The sequence below is a fragment of the Kribbella amoyensis genome (genome assembly GCF_007828865.1).
GTDB lineage: Bacteria > Actinomycetota > Actinomycetes > Propionibacteriales > Kribbellaceae > Kribbella > Kribbella amoyensis.
The window spans coordinates 4,581,799-4,601,416 of record NZ_VIVK01000001.1 but is presented as its reverse complement, the minus strand read 5'-3'; the positions used below and the strand labels follow the sequence as shown (position 1 = coordinate 4,601,416).

Annotated in this window: 18 protein-coding genes and 2 pseudogenes; 10 read left to right on the top strand and 10 right to left on the bottom strand. The window is 69.1% G+C overall.

Annotated features, from left to right (window positions below; all coding sequences use genetic code 11):
• Positions 1 to 9: 9 nt before the first annotated feature.
• The 4 genes from FB561_RS21680 to FB561_RS21665 form a co-directional block, all read right to left on the bottom strand.
• Entirely contained in the window at positions 10 to 963 is a 954-nt protein-coding gene (locus FB561_RS21680; protein WP_145809579.1) for a DUF5996 family protein, read from the bottom strand.
• 26 nt (positions 964 to 989) lie between these two features.
• On the bottom strand, positions 990 to 1,727 hold the full coding sequence (locus FB561_RS21675) for a flavodoxin family protein (protein WP_145809578.1): 738 nt from the start codon (positions 1,725 to 1,727) through the stop codon (positions 990 to 992).
• On the bottom strand, positions 1,724 to 2,056 hold the full coding sequence (locus FB561_RS21670; protein ID WP_145809576.1) for a GNAT family N-acetyltransferase: 333 nt from the start codon (positions 2,054 to 2,056) through the stop codon (positions 1,724 to 1,726). Before FB561_RS21670 ends, FB561_RS21675 begins: the two co-directional genes overlap by 4 nt.
• Before the next feature lie 196 nt (positions 2,057 to 2,252).
• Positions 2,253 to 4,985, bottom strand: a complete 2,733-nt coding sequence (locus tag FB561_RS21665) for an AAA family ATPase (protein WP_145809574.1) — start codon at positions 4,983 to 4,985, stop codon at positions 2,253 to 2,255.
• 201 nt (positions 4,986 to 5,186) lie between these two features.
• On the opposite strand from FB561_RS21665, the gene FB561_RS21660 reads away from it, so the two are divergent.
• From FB561_RS21660 to FB561_RS39255, 6 genes and pseudogenes are all read left to right on the top strand, one after another.
• Positions 5,187 to 6,065 carry an ABC transporter ATP-binding protein gene (locus FB561_RS21660; RefSeq protein WP_145809572.1) on the top strand — a complete coding sequence of 293 codons (879 nt, stop codon included), beginning with the start codon at positions 5,187 to 5,189 and terminating at the stop codon, positions 6,063 to 6,065.
• A gap of 50 nt (positions 6,066 to 6,115) precedes the next feature.
• Complete coding sequence (locus tag FB561_RS21655; protein WP_145809570.1) at positions 6,116 to 6,835, top strand: ABC transporter permease; 720 nt, start codon at positions 6,116 to 6,118, stop codon at positions 6,833 to 6,835.
• A 78-nt stretch (positions 6,836 to 6,913) separates the two neighbouring features.
• On the top strand, positions 6,914 to 7,753 hold the full coding sequence (locus FB561_RS21650) for an alpha/beta fold hydrolase (protein WP_145809568.1): 840 nt from the start codon (positions 6,914 to 6,916) through the stop codon (positions 7,751 to 7,753).
• Positions 7,754 to 7,757: 4 nt separating this feature from the next.
• On the top strand, positions 7,758 to 8,156 hold the full coding sequence (locus tag FB561_RS21645; protein ID WP_145809566.1) for a DUF4260 family protein: 399 nt from the start codon (positions 7,758 to 7,760) through the stop codon (positions 8,154 to 8,156).
• Between the two features lie 53 nt (positions 8,157 to 8,209).
• Positions 8,210 to 9,066 (top strand): annotated as a pseudogene (gene glsA / locus FB561_RS38710) (glutaminase A); the annotation flags it as partial.
• A gap of 45 nt (positions 9,067 to 9,111) precedes the next feature.
• Positions 9,112 to 9,501 (top strand): STAS domain-containing protein, encoded by a 390-nt coding sequence (locus FB561_RS39255; protein WP_420371361.1) that lies wholly within the window; start codon positions 9,112 to 9,114, stop codon positions 9,499 to 9,501.
• Positions 9,502 to 9,504: 3 nt separating this feature from the next.
• Here FB561_RS39255 and FB561_RS21635 read toward each other — a convergent pair whose 3' ends face one another.
• Positions 9,505 to 10,443: an SDR family oxidoreductase gene (locus FB561_RS21635; RefSeq protein ID WP_145809564.1), complete on the bottom strand. Its 939-nt coding sequence runs from the start codon at positions 10,441 to 10,443 to the stop codon at positions 9,505 to 9,507.
• Between the two features lie 123 nt (positions 10,444 to 10,566).
• On the opposite strand from FB561_RS21635, the gene FB561_RS21630 reads away from it, so the two are divergent.
• Positions 10,567 to 11,397 (top strand): helix-turn-helix transcriptional regulator, encoded by an 831-nt coding sequence (locus FB561_RS21630; RefSeq protein ID WP_170284736.1) that lies wholly within the window; start codon positions 10,567 to 10,569, stop codon positions 11,395 to 11,397.
• 12 nt (positions 11,398 to 11,409) lie between these two features.
• On the opposite strand, the gene FB561_RS21625 is transcribed toward FB561_RS21630, so the two are convergent.
• The gene (locus FB561_RS21625; RefSeq protein ID WP_145809561.1) at positions 11,410 to 12,285 is read right to left on the bottom strand and encodes an aldo/keto reductase; all 876 of its coding nucleotides are present in this window, start codon (positions 12,283 to 12,285) and stop codon (positions 11,410 to 11,412) included.
• A gap of 88 nt (positions 12,286 to 12,373) precedes the next feature.
• On the opposite strand from FB561_RS21625, the gene FB561_RS21620 reads away from it, so the two are divergent.
• The gene (locus tag FB561_RS21620) at positions 12,374 to 12,985 is read left to right on the top strand and encodes a TetR/AcrR family transcriptional regulator (RefSeq protein WP_145809559.1); all 612 of its coding nucleotides are present in this window, start codon (positions 12,374 to 12,376) and stop codon (positions 12,983 to 12,985) included.
• Positions 12,986 to 13,021: 36 nt separating this feature from the next.
• On the opposite strand, the gene FB561_RS21615 is transcribed toward FB561_RS21620, so the two are convergent.
• Positions 13,022 to 14,020 (bottom strand): aldo/keto reductase, encoded by a 999-nt coding sequence (locus FB561_RS21615; RefSeq protein WP_145809558.1) that lies wholly within the window; start codon positions 14,018 to 14,020, stop codon positions 13,022 to 13,024.
• Positions 14,021 to 14,143: 123 nt separating this feature from the next.
• On the opposite strand from FB561_RS21615, the gene FB561_RS21610 reads away from it, so the two are divergent.
• Entirely contained in the window at positions 14,144 to 15,205 is a 1,062-nt protein-coding gene (locus FB561_RS21610) for an LLM class flavin-dependent oxidoreductase (RefSeq protein ID WP_145809557.1), read from the top strand.
• Positions 15,206 to 15,250: 45 nt separating this feature from the next.
• On the opposite strand, the gene FB561_RS21605 is transcribed toward FB561_RS21610, so the two are convergent.
• On the bottom strand, positions 15,251 to 16,681 hold the full coding sequence (locus FB561_RS21605) for a DUF2252 domain-containing protein (protein WP_145809555.1): 1,431 nt from the start codon (positions 16,679 to 16,681) through the stop codon (positions 15,251 to 15,253).
• A 157-nt stretch (positions 16,682 to 16,838) separates the two neighbouring features.
• Between FB561_RS21605 and FB561_RS21600 the strand changes: the two genes are divergently transcribed.
• Positions 16,839 to 17,753 carry a peptidoglycan recognition protein family protein gene (locus tag FB561_RS21600; RefSeq protein WP_170284735.1) on the top strand — a complete coding sequence of 305 codons (915 nt, stop codon included), beginning with the start codon at positions 16,839 to 16,841 and terminating at the stop codon, positions 17,751 to 17,753.
• 99 nt (positions 17,754 to 17,852) lie between these two features.
• On the opposite strand, the gene FB561_RS38700 is transcribed toward FB561_RS21600, so the two are convergent.
• Positions 17,853 to 18,272: a transposase gene (locus FB561_RS38700; protein WP_475422035.1), complete on the bottom strand. Its 420-nt coding sequence runs from the start codon at positions 18,270 to 18,272 to the stop codon at positions 17,853 to 17,855.
• A gap of 337 nt (positions 18,273 to 18,609) precedes the next feature.
• Positions 18,610 to 19,182, bottom strand: a pseudogene (locus tag FB561_RS38695) (IS110 family transposase); the annotation flags it as partial.
• Positions 19,183 to 19,618: the final 436 nt, after the last annotated feature.

The window sequence follows — 19,618 nt, the reverse complement described above, 5'->3', positions numbered from 1 at the left end:
CGTCGGTTGTCACCGCCGGTGCCCGTGTCGGTGTTGTGGCCATCGGGCCGGATCGTCCTCCAGGCTCTTCCGATCCCAGCCACCGAGATCCGCGGCAGCCTGATAAGTGGTGTGCAGGAACTGCTCAAGACTCTGGTCGGGGTCCTCGGCATCGGCCACCGCCTCGTAGGGCAACAGGAACTGGCCGTTCTCGACGCTGTAGTACGCCCCGTCCGGGCCTACCGGAAAGTCGGGGAAACCGTCGGGCTCGGGGTAGGCGTAGGCGTAGAAGGCGCCTTCCTCGCCACCACCGGGCCAGAACCCGCAACTGCTCAGCTCCCGGGAGTACCCCTCGACCATCACCCAGTCCCCACAGTTGGGGGCGCCGCCGGGATGCTCGGGCGCCGCACGCCCGGAGAAACGGGTACAGGCCAGGTCCATCGCGCCCCAGAAGAAGTGCACGGGGCTGACCTTGCCGACGAAGTGGGAGCGGAACTCGCCCATCACCCGATCGGCTTGCACGAGCTGGCCCCAGAACAGGTGAGCCGCCTCGGGGTCGTAGGTGGCGTTCCGATGATTCTCCGCGAACGGGATCGACGGCTCCACCTCGTTGGGTCGTGCGCCGATCGTGGCCTCGATGCCGAGTTCCTGCAGCGCTCGCATGGTCTCTTGGTAGAAGTCGGCCACCGGACGCGACGACAAGGCGACCAGACGCTCGCCACCGTTGCTGCTGCGCGCCCTGAGGCGGTGCTCGACGAAGTCGAACTCCAGGTCGAACATTCCGCCACGGTGAGGGATCGCACCGGTCGTCAGCCCGCGCGGACTGACGTACAGGGTGACCTGCCACCAGTGGTTGAGCAGCGGGGCTTGCGAAAGCCGGATCTTTCCGACGATCTGGGTCCACATGTGCACGGTGTCGCGGGTCTCGGTCCAGTCGTCGACCCGGAGCCGCGGCCACAACTTTGCTGGGCTGATGGTGGCCATCAGGTGTTCTCCTTCTCGGCAGGGTTCTATCGGTGCTCGGGGTTGACCTGATCCGGGGCACAGCCGGCGTCCCACTCGCTGCGTCTGTTGCCGTACGCCGGGATGCCACCCGCGGCACGCAGCATCGCCGCGAGGTGCATCAGGTTGTAGGTCATGAACGTGGTGTTGCGGTTGGTGAAGTCGTTCTCGGGGCCGCCCGACCCGGGGTCCAGGTGGGACGGCCCCGGTCCGACCGGCCCGATCCAGCCCGCATCGGCCTGCGGCGGAACGGTGAAGCCGAGGTGTTGCAGGCTGTAGAGCACGTTCATCGCGCAATGCTTGACGCCGTCCTCGTTGCCGGTGATCACACAGCCGGCCACGCGTCCGTAGTAGGCGTACTGACCCGCGTCGTTCAGCGAGCCGGAGCAGCCGTAGAGCCGCTCGATCACCCGCTTCATCACCGAGCTGTTGTCTCCGAGCCAGATCGGCCCCGCCAGGACCAGGATGTCCGCGGCCAGCACCTTGCCGAACAGCGCCGGCCAGTCGTCGACGTCCTCGCCGTGCTCGGTCATGTCCGGCCACAATCCGGTCGCGATGTCGTGGTCGACGGCTCGGACGACGTCGACCACAACCCCGTGCTCCTGCATGATGCGCCCGCTGAGACGGACCAGCCCCTCCGTGTTGCTGGGCTCCGGCGAGCGCTTGAGGGTCGCGTTGATGAAGACGGCCTTCAGCCCGTCGAACCGTGGCGGCACAGCTGCGGCGGCTGCTGCGGATTCCGTCATGACTGCTGCCGCTGGTCACCAGCTGCGGACCGCGGCGCGTTGTACAGCAGGTCCCGGTACTCCGGGTGGTTGCGCAGCCAACCGACGATGAAGGGACAGATCACCAGCGCCCTCAGTCCCCGCTCGCGGATGTCGTCGAGCGCGGCGCGGGCGAGGGTGCTGCCGATCCCTCGGCCCTCGAACGCCGGGTCGACCTCGGTATGGGCCAGGACGACCAGCTGACTGGTCTCTTGGTAGTCGACGAACCCGGCGACCGTCGCCGACCCGGTGACGGCCTCGTACCGCTGACGAGCAGCGTTGTTGGTCACGGTGACATCGTTCGTGGACATGTGGGTGGGGCCCTTCCTTCGTTGATTTGATGCAGGTCGTCAGCTGGTACTTCCGCGCCGACCTCGACGAGCCGGCCCGGGAGCGCGCCCGACCGCCCCGAGCCTGGTGCCTGAAGCGATGACTTCGCATCGGTGAAGATCACTGAGTACTCGACGCTGCGACGCCGAGCTGACGAAGGTGAAGGGTCGATCGTGCTCAGGTGAGGCGCAGATCCTTCAGGTGGCGACGTGAGGTGATGCCCAGTTTGCGGAAGATGTTGCGCAGATGGGCCTCGATCGTCCGGGGGCTGAGGAACAGTTGCGCAGCCACCTCACGCGAGGTCGCCCCGGTGGCTACCACGCGCGCGATCTGCAGTTCCTGTGCGGTGAGGACATCGGTGGGTTGGGCGAGGCGTTTGCGCGGGTGCTCACCGGTGGCACGGAGTTCCCGGGCGGCTCGCGCGGCGAACGCCCCCGCACCCATGTCCGACAGCATCTGGTGGGCGGTGCGGAGCTGTTCGCGGGCATCCTGGCGGCGACCCTCGCGGCGGAGCCACTCGCCGTAGACGAGATGCGTGCGGGCGAGGTAGACCGTCATCCGGCAGTCTCGGAGTCGCTCGATCGCCTCCCGATAGTGCGCTTCAGCGGACGGGCCGACGCTCATCAGCGCCCGCGAGCGTGCGGCCAGCCCGATCGCCCAGGCCGTTCCTGTCGCGTCGGCGCGCGCATCGATCTCGTCCGCCGCCGCTTCCGCGCGTGCTGGGTCGTTGGACCGAACACAGGCCTCCACGAACTCGGGCAGACCCGCGCTGCTGAGCGACAGCTCATGGGACTCGCAGGCACGCGACGCCGCATCCCTCGCGGCCGCATAGTTCCCCAATCCGTTGTGCAGGACCGACATCGCATAGCGGGCCAGAGAAGCATCGGTGCCCTCGTCCGGGTGGGCAGGATCCTGGGCGGTGACAGCACTGAGCGCTGTGGTCTCCGCCTCGTCGCCGCACCACGCGCTCAAGATGATGTGAGCGTGCCGCAGGTGCACACCACCGGTGTCCCGGGTGATGGCCTTCGCCTCCGCCGCGAGCTCGCCGGCTCGGGCGAGCTCGCCCATCAGTACCGAGGTGATCGACAGGAAGCTCAGGGCCGCGGGAAGCGTCGCCAGCGCACCGGCTGCCCGGGCGAGCTGAACGTTGCGACTGGCAAGGACGTACACCAGTTCGTCGTCGAGGATCGCCACCGCGTTGCGGCCGGCCAGCCACAACCAGCGGTCGTCGTCGGGATCGTGGAGGCGATCCTCGTGCGGGCTGTCACGAAACGCCTCGAGGGCTCGGCGCAGCTTGGGCGCTCCCGCCGCGAAGCCTCCCGTCAGGGTGGCCACGAGACCGTCGAGCAGGCGGTCGACGGGTCGCGGTGGAGTGCCGGCGGCGGGGGCGGTCAAGGCCGCTTCGGCAATACGCACAGCCTCACCTCCGCCGTTGATGATCGCCGCATCCAGCGCGTGCAGGTACGTCTCCCGGGCCAGCGCACCGTCGAGCGGAGCGAGCGAACCAGCGGCGGCGACCATCATTCCCGGCGAGTCGAGGTCGCGTGAGAGATGGAACCTGATCTGCGCGTCCAACAGGTCGCTACGGCCCTGCTGGAGAGAATCCAGCGGTCCCACCCTCGCGACAGCGAGCAACTGGAGGGCGGCCTCGGACGCGCCTGCCTCGTGCTTGGCGAGTGCGGCTTCCAAAGCCCGCCTCGCGCGATCGGCGGGCTCGGGTGACAGATCGGCGGCCTGCTGGAGGAACGCCGCCGCGGCCGCCACACCACCCCGTGCACGCGCCCGCCCCGCCGAATGCTCCAGCTGAGCTGCCACCGATTCGTCGACTCCCCGCACAGCCTGCGCGCTGTGCCACGCACGGCGGTCAGGATCGAGCCGTGGATCAGTGGCCGCGGCCAGTGCGCGGTGCGCTCGGCGACGATCCGGTGGCGAAGCCGCTCGGTAGACCGCCGAGCGCACCAACGGATGGCGGAACCGTACGCGAGCGTCGATCATCACCAGCTCGGCGGCTTCGGCCGGCTCAGCCGACTCGGGAGCGATCCCGAGCTCGCCCGCCGCGCGCCACAACAGCTCCGCGTCACCAGTCGGCTCCGCCGCGGCGACCAGCAGCAACAGCTGGGTCTCCGCGGGCAGGCTGACGGAGCGGAGCCGGAACATGTCCTCGATCCTGCGCGGCAGGCCCATGGTGTCCGGCAGTGCGAAACCTCCGGCCAGACGGGCGGGCGAGGCGCTCCGTGGCAGCTCCAGCAGGGCGAGAGGGTTGCCTCGTGCCTCGGCGATGATCCGCTCCCGAACCCGCTCGTCGAGGGGTGTGGGCACGACGTCGGCCAGTAGCTCCCGCGCGTCCCGCAGGCTGAGTCCGTCCAGGCGGAGCTCCGGCAAGCCCTCGAACGAGCTGACATCGCCGCCGTCGCTGGGGTCACGGAGCAGGATCAACAGGGCCACCCGCTCGGCCGCCAGCCGCCGGGCAACGAAGGCCAGCACCTGGGCGGTACCTTCGTCCTGCCACTGCGCGTCGTCCACGAGGCACAGCAACGGGCCGTCCTCAGCGACCTCGGCCAGCAGGTTCAGCACAGCCAGCCCGACCAGGAACCGGTCGGGCGCAGGACCGGCCTGCTGCCCGAACGCGACATTCAGCGCGGCCTGCTGTGGCGGCGGCAGGGCATCCAGATGGTCCATCAGCGGCAGGCAGAGCTGATGGAGACCTCCGAAGGCGAACTGGGACTCGGACTCGATCCCGACCGAGCTCTCGACCCGGAAACCCGAGGCGGTGGCGATCGCGCGCGTGTGCTCGAGCAGCGCCGTCTTCCCGATGCCCGCTTCTCCTCGCACCACGAGCACACGGCTCCGGGCGGCCCGAGCACCTTCGAGCAGGTCCTCGACCGCTTCGCGCTCGGCGCGCCGGCCCACGAGCTTCACCAGAAACGCTCCTGTCCGTCGGGTCGGCGGCCTAGGTGATTCTTACCGATGCGAACCAGGCCCGCCAGGTCACCCCCTCGCCGCACCGGACGAGGGACCGCTCCACCATCGGGGCCTTTCACCGACGCGAAGACTCCGCGAGCTGGGCGAACCTGATGACACGGCACTCGGAAGAACGACAGGAGCGGTCCCATGCCCGAAACGCCCGTGATCGACGTCGAAAGCCTCACCGTCACCTACGGCGACTTCACTGCCGTCCGGGACCTCTCCTTCCAGGTCAGGAGCGGGGAACTGTACGCGTTGCTCGGCACGAACGGGGCCGGTAAGACGTCCACGCTGGAAGTCGTCGAAGGTCACCGCCAGGCCACCGGCGGTACCGTGCGAATCTTCGGCGAGAGCCCGCAGAATCGGCGTGCGGTGCGGCCACGGACGGGGATCATGCTGCAGGAGAGCGGCCTCTCCCCCGACCTGACGGTCCGTGAGTCGGTGGGTCTCATCGGCACGCTGAGCGGACGGCGCGACGACGTCGACCGGGTACTCGGCGTCGCCGGTCTCACCCGCAAGGCCGGCACCCAGGTCTCCCAGCTGTCCGGCGGCGAGAAGCGTCGGCTGGACTTCGCCACCGCCGTCTACGGCGGCCCCGCCCTGGTCATCCTGGACGAACCCACGACAGGCCTGGACATCCAGTCCCGCGACGCGCTCTGGGCCGCTGTGGACAGGCTCCGCGAAGAGGGGTCCACGGTCGTTCTCACCACCCACTACCTGGAGGAGGCCCAGCAGCGCGCCGACCGGATCGGAGTGATGCACGAGGGCACGCTGCGCCGGGAGGGGACCATCGCTGAGCTCACGCAGACCCTGCCCGCGGTGATCAGTTTCGCGTTGCCGCCAGGAGCGCCCGAACCGCCGACCGTAGGTGCGCTCAACGGCGGCTTCCACATCGAGACGTTCAGCCTCCAGCAGGACCTCCACCGACTCCTGGACTGGGCTCACGACGCCGATGTGGAGCTGCTCGACCTCAAGGCCGGCCCGACCCGCCTCGACGACGTGTTCCGCACGCTCGACGCCGCCTGAACTCCGGTCCGCTCACCACCACGACACCTCACCGCGAAGGGAACGCTGCCATGCTCGCCATCGCTCGTTCTGAGCTGATCCAGATCTTTCGGAACCGGCTGGTGCTGGTCACCGGGCTGCTGATCCCCGTCGTCGTCAGCGGTTTCTTCGTCTACCGGCACGACCTGTTCGCCGACGAAGCCAGTCTCGGCTACATCGCGGCCATCGTCGTGTTCACAGTCATGGCGTTCGGGCTCTACACCACGGCAGTGACCACCGTGGCCTCGCGGCGGCAGAACCTGTTCCTCAAGCGACTGCGGTCCACCACTGCCGGCGACGCCGAGATCCTCGCCGGGCTCGTCCTGCCCATCACCGCCATCGCACTTGTCCAGGTGGTCGCGATCCTGGTCGTGTTCGGCGTGGTCGCCACCAGCCCGGCCAACGTCCCCTTCCTCATCGCGGCGGTCCTGGCGACGACAGGCATGATGGTCGCGCTGGCCTTGGCCACGGCGGGACTCACGAACTCTCCCGAGCATGCGCAGGTGACCACCCTGCCCGTCAGCCTGGGAGTCATCGCGGTAGCCAGCTGGGTGGGGCTCACCGGCACCGAGGAGCTCGGTCTGCTCAAGCGCCTTCTGCCCGGCGGCTCGGCCACCGTACTGGTCGTCGACTCATGGAACGGTGGCGTTCCCGTTGCCGACTCGCTGCCACTGGTGGCCGTCACTTTGATCTGGCTCGTCGTCGCCGCCGGGGTGGCTGCCCGCCTGTTCCGCTGGGAACCGCGTCGATGAGCACTCCCGAATACTGCGGGCGCTACGAAGCCCAGTTCCCAGTGTGAAGCAGCAGCACTTATCAGGAAGGACCAAGCCATGGGACGCATCACCGTCGGGGAAGAGAACTCCACTCCGATCGACCTCTACTACGAGGACCAGGGGACGGGTCAGCCCGTCGTCCTGATCCACGGGTACCCACTGAACGGTCACAGCTGGGAACGGCAGACCCGGGAACTCCTCGCCGCCGGCTACCGCGTCATCACCTACGACCGCAGAGGTTTCGGCAGTTCCTCGAAGGTCGGCTCCGGCTACGACTACGACACCTTCGCCGCCGACCTCAACACGTTCCTGGAGGCCCTCGACCTGCGCGACGTCGTGCTGGTCGGGTTCTCGATGGGCACCGGCGAACTGGCCCGCTACGTCGCGCGCCACGGCCACGAGCGGATCGCGAAGCTGGCGTTCCTCGCCTCGCTGGAGCCCTACCTGCCCCTCCGCGACGACAATCCCGACGGCGTGCCGCAGGAGGTTTTCGACGGCATCGAGGCTGCGGCGAAACAGGACCGCTACGCGTGGTACTCCCAGTTCTTCGCCAACTTCTACAACCTGGAGGAGAACCTCGGCAAGCGCATCAGCCAGGAGGCCGTCACCGCCAGCTGGAACGTCGCCGTCGCCAGCGCACCGGTCGCGGCCTACGCCGTGGTGTCGTCGTGGATCGAGGACTTCCGCGGCGACGTCGAAGCGGTGCGTGCGAGCGGGAAGCCCGTGCTGATCCTGCACGGCACCGCGGACAACATCCTGCCGGTCGACGCGACGGCTCGCCGATTCCGTACCCTGCTGCCCGACGCCGAGTACGTCGAGATCGAGGGCGCGCCACACGGGCTGCTCTGGACGCATGCCGACGACGTCAACGCGGCGCTGCGCGCGTTCCTCGGGTGAGTCGATGACCGGCCAGGTCCGTGTGACCCAGCGGATCGAGGCGGGGGCGGTGGCACTCGTCGCCCTCGCCGCCGCCGTCGCGCTGTATCCCGACTGGTGGTGGGTGGTCTTCGCGGCGTTCCTCGCCTTCGACCTGTCGATGCTGGGATACGTGCGATCGACCGTCATCGGCGCCACGACGTACAACGCGGTGCACAACTACGCGTTTCCGGCGCTGGCGGCGCTGGCCGCACTCGTCCTCGAGGGGGTGCCGTCGACGGCGGCCGGTGTGCTCGCGTGCGCGTGGGCCTTCCACGTCGGTGTCGACCGCGCCCTCGGGTACGGACTGAAGCTGCCGGACTCGTTCCAGCACACCCACCTCGGACGCATCGGCGGCGATCGGGCGAAGGAACGACCATCCTGACCTGGAGGCCCAAGGAAGCCGGCGTTCTCACCACCCGATGAAGGGGCAGCGGCATGCGTTCACCCATTCCCGTCTACCTGGCCGAGGCCGTGGCGGGGGTCGCAGCGGACACCTCCGGTGCTCCGGCGGGGTACATCCCCGAACTCGCCACCGCGGAGCCCGAACGCCTGGCCGCGGTCTTCGCCACCGTCGACGGCGAGATCTACGGTGCCGGCGACATCGACGTCGAGTTCACGATCCAGTCGATCTCGAAGCCCTTCACCTACGCGCTGGCCCTGGCCGACCGCGGCTTCGACGCCGTACTGACCAGGGTCGGCGTCGAGCCGTCCGGCGAGGCGTTCAACGAGATCTCCCTCGAGGTCGGGTCCGGTCGTCCACGCAACCCGATGATCAATGCCGGCGCGATCACTACTCACTCCCTTGTTGGTCCCGAGTCGCTGGACCCCGCGGGCCGGTTGGAGCGGGTGGTCGCCGGTCTCTCGGCGTTCGCCGGTCGTCGCCTGGAGCTGGACGAGTCCGTGTACCGCTCGGAGCTGGCGCACGCGTACCGCAATCTCGCCATCGCCAACATGCTCCGCAGTCACAACATCCTCAGCGAGGACCCTCCGTCGTTGTCGACGGGTACACCCGGCAGTGCTCGCTGCTCGTCACGGCCCGCGACCTGGCCCTGATGGCCGCGACGCTGGCGAACCGCGGGATCAACCCCCGCTCCGGCCGGCGAGTGGTGCCCGAACCGGTCGTACGCCAGGTGTTGAGCGTCATGGCCACCTGCGGGATGTACGACTCCGCCGGTGACTGGGCGACCCAGGTCGGCATTCCGGCGAAGAGCGGCGTCGCCGGCGGAATCATCGGTGCGCTGCCGGGCCAGCTGGGACTTGCGACGTTCTCACCACGGCTGGACTCGCACGGGACCAGTGTGCGAGGAGTTTCCCTGTTCGAACGATTCTCGTCCGACATGGGCCTGCACGTCATGGAGGTTCCCCCGGCGGCCCGCGCGGTCGTCCGCTCCCATCACGTCGTGGGTACCGGGCCCGATGCGACCAGAGTGCTGCAACTCCAGGGCGGGATCCGATTCGCCGCAGCCGAGAGAGTTGTGCGGGAGGTCGTCGACGCGGGTCCAGCAGAACCACGGGTGGTTTTCGACCTCACGGCCGTCTCTTCGATCGACGACGTGGCACGGCGCATGCTCCTGGAGGTCGCCCGACGACTCACCCTCGACGGTCTGGCCATCTACCTCATCGACCCGGAATCGATCCTCCCCGACCCCGACCCAGGCGACGGCGGCCACATCATTGCCATCAGCAACCTCGAGGACGCCGTCGACGCCGTCGCGAAGATTCCGTAGACGTCAGCTGAACGGAACGGCTGTCAGTTGTTCGGAGGTGGTCCAGAGGCGGGTTGCTTCTTTGGGGTTGCGGAGGGGTTTCCACAACTTCTGCGGGCCGGGTGGGCCGCCTACGTTGCCGGGCCATTGGGGGCCGTAGAAGGCGCCGTCTTCGGTGGTTGGGCCGGTTGCGGCGAGGAGGGCGGGGAGTTTGGCTGTTTCGACGGTGCCGACTACGAGGCCGTGGGTGGAGAGCCAGCGGATGATTCGTACTCCCCTGGTGTCTGCTGATCGGCCGACTTCCGGGCGGGCGGCGAGGAGGTTGGTCGGGGCTACGCCTGGGTGGGAGATGGTGCTCGTGATGCCCCAGCCGGCGGCGGCGCTTCGGCGGGTGAGTTCGAGGCCGAAGAGTCCGCAGGCGATCTTGGACTGCCGGTAGGCGCTCATCCCGTCGTACGAGCGCTCCCAGTTCAGGTCGTCCCAGTTGATCGCACCGCTGCGGGCGGCGATGCTCGCCTGTGTCGTCACCCGGGCCCGCCCGGCCACTAGCAGCGGCAGCAGGTGCGCGGTGAGGGCGAAGTGGCCGAGGTGGTTGGTGCCGAACTGCAGCTCGAACCCGTCCGCCGTGGTCTGGCGGTCCGGTGGGGTCATCACGCCCGCGTTGTTGATCAGGAAGTGGATCGGTTCGTCCTCGGCCCGCAGCTTCTCGCCGAGGGCCGCCACCGACGCCAGCGAGGACAGGTCCAGCTCGGCCAGGACGAGCCGCGCCCCCGGTACCTGCTCGCGGATCGTGGCCGCGGCCCGTTCGCCCTTGGCCGGGTTCCGGACCGGCATGACCACCTCGGCACCGGCCGCGGCGAGCCTGGTCGCGATACCGAGGCCGACGCCGTCGCTGGCTCCGGTGACCACCGCTCGCCGGCCGGTCAGGTCGGGAACCGTGATGTCGTACTCCCTGCGTGGCATGCGCCTTCTCCTCCGTCGTCCGCTGCGACCCTTGCGGTACCCAAGCTCGCCGACCGCCGGGAAGTTATCCACGGCCTGACGATCCGTGGCTCACCGGTCCGTTCGCACGAGACCATGGCGAGCATGATCGATCGAAGCGGACTCGCCGCGTTCCTCCGAAGTCGCCGGGAGGCGTTGCAACCGGAGGACGTCGGACTGCCGCGGGGGCAGCGCCGGCGGACCGACGGGCTGCGCCGCGAGGAGGTCGCCGTGCTCTGCCACATGTCGACCGACTACTACTCGCGCCTGGAACGGGAGCGCGGGCCGCACCCGTCGGAGCAGATGATCGCGTCGATCGCCCAGGGACTGCACCTGTCCCTCGACGAACGCGACCACCTGTTCCGGCTCGCCGGGCACCAACCGCCGACCCGTGGACCAGGCAGCGACCACATCAGCCCAGGAATGCTGCGGATCCTCGACCGCCTCGTCGACACCCCGGCGGAGATCGTCACCGAGCTCGGTGAGACGTTGCGCCAGACCCCGCCGGGGATCGCGCTCGTCGGGGATCTGGCCAGGTTCAGCGGACCGGCGCGGAGCATCGGGTACCGCTGGTTCACCGAACCGGCCGCCCGCGACCTTCACCCGGCCGAGGACCACGCCTTCTACTCACGGATGTACGTCTCGGGCCTCCGCCGGGTGGTCACCCTGCGCGGACCCGGCTCCCGCGCGGCGTACCTCGCGGACCTGCTCTCCGGGCAGAGCGAGGAGTTCCGTGCTCTGTGGAAGGACCACGAGATCGGTCTGCGGCCGCGCGAGGTCAAGCGGTACCAGCATCCGACCGTCGGGCTGCTGGAACTGAACTGCCAGATCCTGCAGGACCCCGACCAGTCGCACTCACTGCTCGTCTACACCGCCGTACCGGGCAGCGACAGCTACGAGCGGCTGCAGCTACTGTCCGTCCTCGGCACGCCCTGAGGACAGCCCGGCTCAGGATGCGATGCCGTCCAGGAGCCTGAGCGCTTCGGCATCGAGGCGTACTTCGGCGGTGCGGACGTTGTCCTCGAGGTGCTCGATGCTGCGGGTGCCGGGGATGAGCGCGGTGTACTCGTCGTGGGCGAGGATCCAGGCCAGGCTGACTACGGCCGGCGAGACGCCGAGCTCTGCGGCGATCTTCTGGACCACCGCATGCTCGGTGGGCGACGGCAGCCCGTCGAAGGCCGAGCCCAAGGGGAAGAACGGGATCCACGCGATGCCGTTCGCCGCGCACAGCTTCAGCAGCTCCTCCGAGGAGCGGTCGAGCACGCTGTAGGCGTTCTGGACGCAGACGATCCCGGCCGGCAACGCCTGCTCGAGCTGCTCGGTACCGACGTTGCTCAGACCGATCCCGCCGATCAGTCCTTCGTTGCGCAGGGCAATCAGCTCGGCGAGCTGGTCGTCGAGCGGGACGGCCTGGTCCCCCTCGACGCTGATCCCCGGGCCCCGGTCCGCGCGACGCAGGTTGACGACCGGCACCTGCTCCAGCCCGAGCGTCGCGAGATCGAGCTGAACCTGCTCCCGCAACTCTTCCGGCCGCTGAGCGGGGACGAGCGGAAACGGCGCGTCCACGCGGCGCGCTCCGACCTTGCTCACGAGGACGAGGTCGTCCGGGTAGGGGTGGAACGCCGCGCGGAGATGGCCGTTGACGGTCGCGTGACCGTAGAACGAGGCGGTGTCGAAGTGGTTGACGCCCAGCTCGACGGCCCGGCGGAGGAGGTCCCCGGCTGCTGCGCCGTCGACGTGCTCGAGCTGCATCGCGCCGTACCCGATCCGGCTGATCTCGTACGGCCCCAGTCGCAGGGTGCCGCCTGGTCGTTGAGGTGTCATCAGCGTGCTCCCCAGGTAGAGTGGTGGCGGAAATGGAGATTTCTCCGTTCTGAACCGACCGTACCACGAACTGGAGGTTTCTCCACTTATGCGCAGGGACGCAGCGCGGAAACGCGAACAGGTGGTGACCGCGGCCGGTGACGAGCTGGCCGAGCTCACCCAGGCCGCGCGCGACGGCGAGGCTGTACGCCTGTCCCTCGACAAGATCGCGGCCCGGGCCGGCGTGGGCATCGCGACGCTGTACCGGCACTTCCCGACCAGGGAGGCGCTGCTCGAGGCGGTCTACCGCCAGGAACTCGCCCGGGTATGCGACGCTGCACCGGCCCTGGCGGAGGCCGGTCCGCCCGATGCGGCGTTGCTCACCTGGATGCAGCACTATCTCGACTTCGTCGACTCGAAACGGGTGATGGGCGACGACCTCCGGGCATTGGTTGCCTCAGGCACCATCACCCAGACCGACACCCGGGCCCGGCTCGCCGACGCGGCCCAGTACCTCCTGGCCGCCGGCGTGACCGCCGGAACGTTCCGGGACGACGTCACCCCCGACGACCTCGTCGCCGGGATGGCCGGCGCGGCGATCGCTGCCGCGCCTGACCGGCAGCGGGAGCAGTCGCAGCGCCTGATCACCCTCCTCGTGGACGGTCTGCGCGTTCACCGTGCAGCCGGACAGGACGTGGTGGACCCAGCCAGGCCCACCTGACCGAGCCGGACGCTCAGCCATACCGGCCGACAGCGCCTACGTCCTGTCGATCTGTGCGAGCTCTTCCTCGGTGAGAGGTGGGAAGTCGAGGGCGGCGAGGTTGTGGTCGAGCTGGGCCGTGGAGCTCGCACCGAGGATCGCGCTGGTGACCTCGGGTTGGCGGAGGACCCATTGAAGGGCGAGTTGGGCAAGGGACTGGCCGCGATTCAGGGCGAGCTGGTTGAGCGCCGTGGCGCGCTCCCGGTATGACTCGTCGAGCTGGTCGGGCGAGAGGAAGGCGCTGTTCGCGGCGCGGGCGTTCGGCGGGATCGTGCCGTCCAGGTACTTGTCGGTGAGCAGACCCTGGGCGAGCGGGCTGTAGACGACCAGGCCGAAACCGTCGACGGCCGCTTGTTTGAGCAGGCCGGACGTCTCCGTGGTGCGGTCGAAGAGGGAGTACCGCGGCTGGTGGACGAGCAGCGGGACCCCGGCTCGGCGGAGAAGCGCAGCCGCTTCATGAGCGCGATCGGTCGGGTAGTTGGAGAGGCCGACGTACAACGCCTTGCCCTGTTCGACCGCGCTGACCAGGGCGCCAACCGTCTCCTCCAGCGGCGTCCCGGGGTCCGGGCGGTGGTGGTAGAAGATGTCCACGTAGTCGGTGCCGAGGTCGCGCAGGCTGTGGTCGAGCGAGCTCAGCAGCGACTTGCGGGAGCCACCCTTGAAGTACGGGCTCGGGCCGATCGGGTTGCCGGCCTTGGTTGCGATCACGAGTTCGTCGCGGTACGGCGCGAGGTCGGTCCGGAGCAGGCGGCCGAGGAGCTTCTCCGCGGCGCGGTGCGGCGGACCGTACCGGTTGGCGTTGTCGATGTGCGTGATGCCCAGGTCGAACGCGTGCAGCACGATCTCGCGCTGTGTCGTGAACGGGTAGTCGGTACCGAACTTCTGCCACAACCCGAGCGAGAACGCGGGCAGGTCGAGCCCGGAGGCGCCCGCGCGGCGGTACTCCAGTCGCTCGTATCGCTGGTCGGCGGCGTGGTAACTGGTCTCGTGGGTCATCGGTGGGTCCTTCTGTTCGGGCGATGAGACGACGCAATGTCTACTAATCAGATTGAAATAGAATTTTTTGCAGTCCCGCTCACCGTCTCAGCCGGCGGTCACTCCGCCACGAAGGGCCCGCGCATGAGTCTCGAGTTCCTCTGGTACATCCCCAATCAGGTCCAGCCCGGTCACCGCGGCGACGACACCGTCGAGGGCCACAACAGCCTGAACCGGCTGACCGACCTGGCCCGCCTCACCGAGGACCACGGGTGGGGCGGCGCGTTGCTCGGCACCGGCTGGGGTCGCCCGGACACGCTCACCGTGGGGACCGCGCTCGCGGCGCGGACCAGTACGTTCCAGCCGCTGGTCGCGATCCGCCCGGGCTACTGGCACCCGGCCCACTTCGCCTCGGCCGCGTCCACGCTCGACCAGCTCAGCGACGGCCGGCTGCTGATCAACATCGTCTCCGGCCAGGACAACCTCGCGGCGTACGGCGACTCCGAGGGCGACCAGGCACAGCGGTACGCCCGGACGAAGGAGTTCCTCCAGTTGGTCCGTCGGCTGTGGACCGAGGAGGACGTGACGTACCAGGGCGAGTACTTCTCGGTCACCGGATCGACGGTCGCCACCCGCCCCGCTGTGCGCGAGGGTCGGCGGCACCCGCGGCTGTACTTCGGCGGTGCGTCCGCGGCAGCCGAGCGGGTGGCCGCCACGGACGCGGACGTGCAGCTCTTCTGGGGCGAACCGCGCGACGGCATCGCCGAACGCATCGACCGGCTCCAAGGACTGCAGTCCGAGCTCGGCCGCGACCACGCCCCACTGGAGTACGGCCTGCGGATCACGACGCTGATCCGCGACACCACCGAGCAGGCGTGGACCGACGCCGAGGCCAAGGTGGAGCAGATGGCGCGGGACAACAACTTCCGCGACGAGCGCCGCTTCAGGGCCGTCGGCCAGCAACGCCTGCTCGAACTCGCCGACCGCGGCGACGTCCTCGACGACAACCTCTACACCGCCCCCGGCAAGTACGGCGGTGGCGGCGCGGGCACCACCTGGCTGGTCGGCTCGGCCGAGGACGTCGCCAAGTCACTGCGCAAGTACCAGGACCTCGGCATCACCCACTTCATCCTCTCCGACACCCCGTACCGCGAGGAGATCATCCGCGTCGGCAACCAACTCCTGCCGCTGCTCGAAGACCAGTAAGGAGGCGATCGGTCAGCCCTCGGTCGAGAGTGGTCCCGATCCCGGTCAGAGCCCGGTGGACGCGGTCGCCCGTCCCGACGCGATCGCATCGGCGAGCGCCTGGTGGTCCAGTTCGTTCTGGTCGGCGTAACTCTCCGCGAAGTCGGCGACGGCGTGGTCGAACGCCTCCGACTTGCCCAGGTACGCGGCGATCGCGAACCGGTCACCGGCTCGCGCGTGCGCCCGGGCCAGGGTCCAGCCGCAGAGTTCGGCGTACCGGTGCAGGTCCTTCGGACTCAGCTCGGCGATATCGGCGGAGAGCTTCCAGTCCCGCAACTGGCGGACGTAGTAGTCGTCCTCGGTCCCCTCCGGCGTGATCGTCCGCAGCCAGCCCAGGAAGATGTCGCTGGTCGCCTGCATGACCCGTTGCCCGGCGACCACCCGGTGCCCCTGGTTCTCGTACTCCGACGTGCCGGCGAACCCGCTCAGGACCGACGGGCCGGCCTGCTTGGCCTGGAGCAGCAGCGCGTCGTTCTCGACGGTGGACTCCATCAGCAGGATCCACGCCCGGGTCCCGACGCTGCCGACCCCGACCACCTTGTGCGCGATGTCGGACAAGGTGAAGTGGTCGAGCAGGTGGCCGCGATCCGACTGGAGCGTCTCGCGGTAGGCCAGGACCAGGTCGCGGAGCCGGGTGAACACGAAGTCGGTGTCCACCCCGGCCAGGTTCTCGACCGGGACGATCAAGGGCGGGTCGGAGACGATCCGCCGGCGCCCCTCCGCCGGTCGGGTCAGCTTGCCGATGGCCTGCAGGCGGTCGTGGCTGTGCGCCTTCGCGACCACCGAGTCGGCCCGCTTGAACCGGTCCTTGCGCTGTTTGAGCTGGCGCGCGGACAGCGACGCGCGATAACTGGCGACGACCTCCTCGACGTCCAGGTGCGCGTACCAGACCGCGAGGATCGGCTGCCGGGCGAAGTCGCGGATCGCCTCGCGGTAGCTGGTCACCGAGGCGAGCGCGGCCTTGCGGCACTGCTTGCGGCCGAATCCGTTGTCCCGGCCCGCGACCACGAAGCTGGTGGCCAGCCGTTTGACGTCCCACTCGAACGGGCCGGGCAAGGTCTCGTCGAAGTCGTTGATGTCGAACACCAGCCGCCGCTCGGGCGACGCGTACGCCCCGAAGTTCGACAGGTGGGCGTCCCCGCAGAGCTGGGTCCGCAGTCCCGACGTCGGCGTCGTACTGAGGTCCGCGGCCATCACCAGCGCCGCCCCGCGGAAGAACGCGAACGGCGAGGCCAGCATCCGCCCGTGCCGGATCGGGACCAGTTCGGGGACCCGGGTCTCGTCCTGACTGAGCAGCAACCCGACCGGATTCCGCTGGTCACCCGGCTTGAACTCGGAATGCGCCGAACGCGGAACGTCGGCGCGAGCAGCCTTCCCCGACGCCGCCCGGTCCTTTGCGCTCGCCGGTCCGTCCGTCGCCCGTCCTCCGCTCACCATGGTCCCCCTCCTCGTGCTCGGCCCCTCGTCCAGCGTCTCGCCGGGCCCGGCGATTGGCCAGAGAGGTTGATGCCTGGCCGACCTGGGCCATACGGTACGTGGAAGGCTCACCACTGATGGTGACGGCGGGCCCCTGTGAGGCGAGTGAGGTGTTGTCTTGGCCAGGCCGATGACGGCTGATCAGTTGGTGGCGGCCCTGAAGAAGTGGGGCGTCAAGTACCGCGAGTACCCAGGCTGGCGGACACGTGGGCGACCGGGCGGGATCACGGACGCGCGCGGCATCCTCGTCCACCACACCGGCAGCAACTCGCAGAGCAACGACTACCTGGATTTCCTCTTCGTCCGCGGCCGGCCCGAGGACGGCATCCCGGGTCCGTTGTGCAACGTGGCGACGGACATGGACGGCGATCTGCATCTCGGCGCGGTCGGCCGGGCGAACCACGCCGGCAGCGGATCGCAGACGACGCTGAGCCGGGTGACCGCGCAGAACTACGCGGGGTACACCTCGGAGCTGCGCCCTGGTGCCGACGGGGTGAACGGCAACGCGCACTACTACGGCAACGAGATCCGGTACGACGGGGCCAAGCCGATGACGGCAGCCGCGTACCGGACGGCGCTGCTGTACGCGGCGGCCGTCTGCGACTTCCACGGGTGGAGTGCGCTGTCGGTGATCGCGCACCGCGAGCACACCCGCCGCAAGAACGACCCGGGCCACTGCCCGATGAACAAGTTCCGCACCGACCTGGCCACCGTACTGAAGGCCGGACCCGATGGAGACGACATGGCAAACGCCGACGAGGTTCTCGCCGAGCTGAGGAAGTTCCAGGCCGCCGAGGCGCAGCGCTACGCGGACCTGGCGAACCGCGTGCAGGCGCTGATCGACCAGGAGGAAGGGCGCTACGCCGACATGCAGCGGCGGGTCCAGGGGTTGGTGAACCAGGAGGCCGGGCGGTACCAGGACTACGTTCGGCGGTTCAACGCGATCCTGGCGGCGCTGCCGAACGCGGCCAACATCCCACCGGTCGAGGAGCCGCCCGCCACGGCTCCTGACGAGACCGAGCCAAAAGCCTAAGTACACAAGAGAAAAACCTTCGAAGAGTGAACTGCCGGCTGGATCCCGGCGGTTCACTCTTCGTTGCTCTGGGCTGGGTACGCGAGCAAGTGTCCTGTGTCAACGTGGGTGGTTGGTTTGGGGTGTGAGTAGGCGTTGGAGTGCGTGGTGGTGGGTGGGTTGGTAGGGGGTGTGTTGTTGCCAGCAGTGCCAGATGATGTGGAGCCAGGCGCGGGCGAGGATGCGGACGGCGTGGGGGTGGGTGTGTCCGCGGTTGCGGGCTTGGTGGTAGAGGTTGGCGGCCCAGGGGTTGGTTTTGCGGGAGTCGGCGGCGAAGTCGCAGATGGCGTCGCGGAGTTGTTTGTCGGCGGCGAAGCGGTAGTGGACGGTGCGTTGGGTGCCTGATTGGCGGGTGGTGGGAGCGACGCCGGCCAGGCAGGTCAGGGCTTGTGGGGTGGGGTAGCGGGCGCGGCAGTCGCCGAGTTCGCTGAGTAGGCGGGCGGCGCGGATGGTGCCGGAGCGGGGCAGGCTGGTGAAGATGTGCGCGTCGGTGTGGTGGGCGAGTTGGGTGGCGATCTGGTCGTTCAGGGTGGTGATCTGGGTGTTGAGACAGGTCAGGACGGCGACCAGGGCGTGGGTGATGTGGCGGTTGGCGGTGCTGGCGGGGCCGGTGGTGCCGCGGGGTGCGGTGGTTAGCCGGGTGTGCAGGACGGCGGGGCTGGTGCGGCCGCAGTAGCCGGTCGAGCGGAGCCAGGCGGCCAGCCGGGTCGGGGTGAGCCAGTCGGCGCGGTCTTGGCAGTCGAACCGGGGTCAGGAACCGCAGGCTGATCGGGGCGTCGATCCGGTTGAACAGTCCGACCGCGCCGGGGAAGTTGATCAACAGGTGGGCGCGTAGCTGGTTGGCCACGGCCACGCGGTGTTCGACCAGGTCTTTGCGGGCCCGGCAGGTCTGGCGCAGGGTGATCGTGGCGGGGCTGTCAGGGGTGAGTGGCCGCAGCCGGGCCCGGTCGGTGCGCAGGGTGTCGGCCAGCACGAACGCGTCGAACCGGTCGTCTTTGTTCCCGGCCGATCCGTACCGGCCGCGCAGGTTCCTCAACTGGTTCGGGCTGATCACCACCACGGTGAGTCCGGCCTCGAGCAGTGCCGCCACGACCGGGCCGTCACCGCGTTCGATCGCTACCTCGGCCACGCCCAGTTTCTGCAGCCGCTCGACCAGCCGCCGCAGCTGCGGGCCGGTGTTGGGAACCGTCCAGCGCTCACACTCGACACCGCGGCCATCGACCACCGCGACCGCATGATCATCACGCGCCCAGTCCAGACCGGCGGTCACACCGTTGAGTGGTTCCTCGGACAGGGTGTTTCTGGCAGACTCCACGTCAGCCTCCTCGCTGCTAGTCCCAGTGGGGAGGCACCCCTTTTGGGTGCGGGGTCCAGGCCACGACTGCCGCATCGCTCACTGTCGGCGCTCCACGGCGCAAAGCCCTGTCGACGGTCGGCATGACCCAGAAACCGCCGAACCCCGCACAACTTGCTCCGGACATCCCCCAGCATCCAGCTCGCACGGCGATGATCCGACGGCCCCCAGGGGTGCATCGGTAACCATCCACGGCCACCAACACCACCAGGGTCCACCAGTGAGCTCGCGGGTGGGTTGAGGCGGAGCGTGCGGTCGGGTGAGGCGGTGCGGTCGTGCTGCCCGGCGGTTCACACTTCGGTGCTCTGGGCTGGGTACGCGAGCGAGCTCGCGGATCGGTGTCCCCTGAGCGTGAGGCCAGGCGGCGGTGATCGGCTGGTGGTCGAGCCGTCGGTGGTCGGCAACCACCCGCCTCGGCCCGGGCGCACGCTCTACCTTCATCCAGCCGCGAGCTTGCTCGCGTACCCGGCCC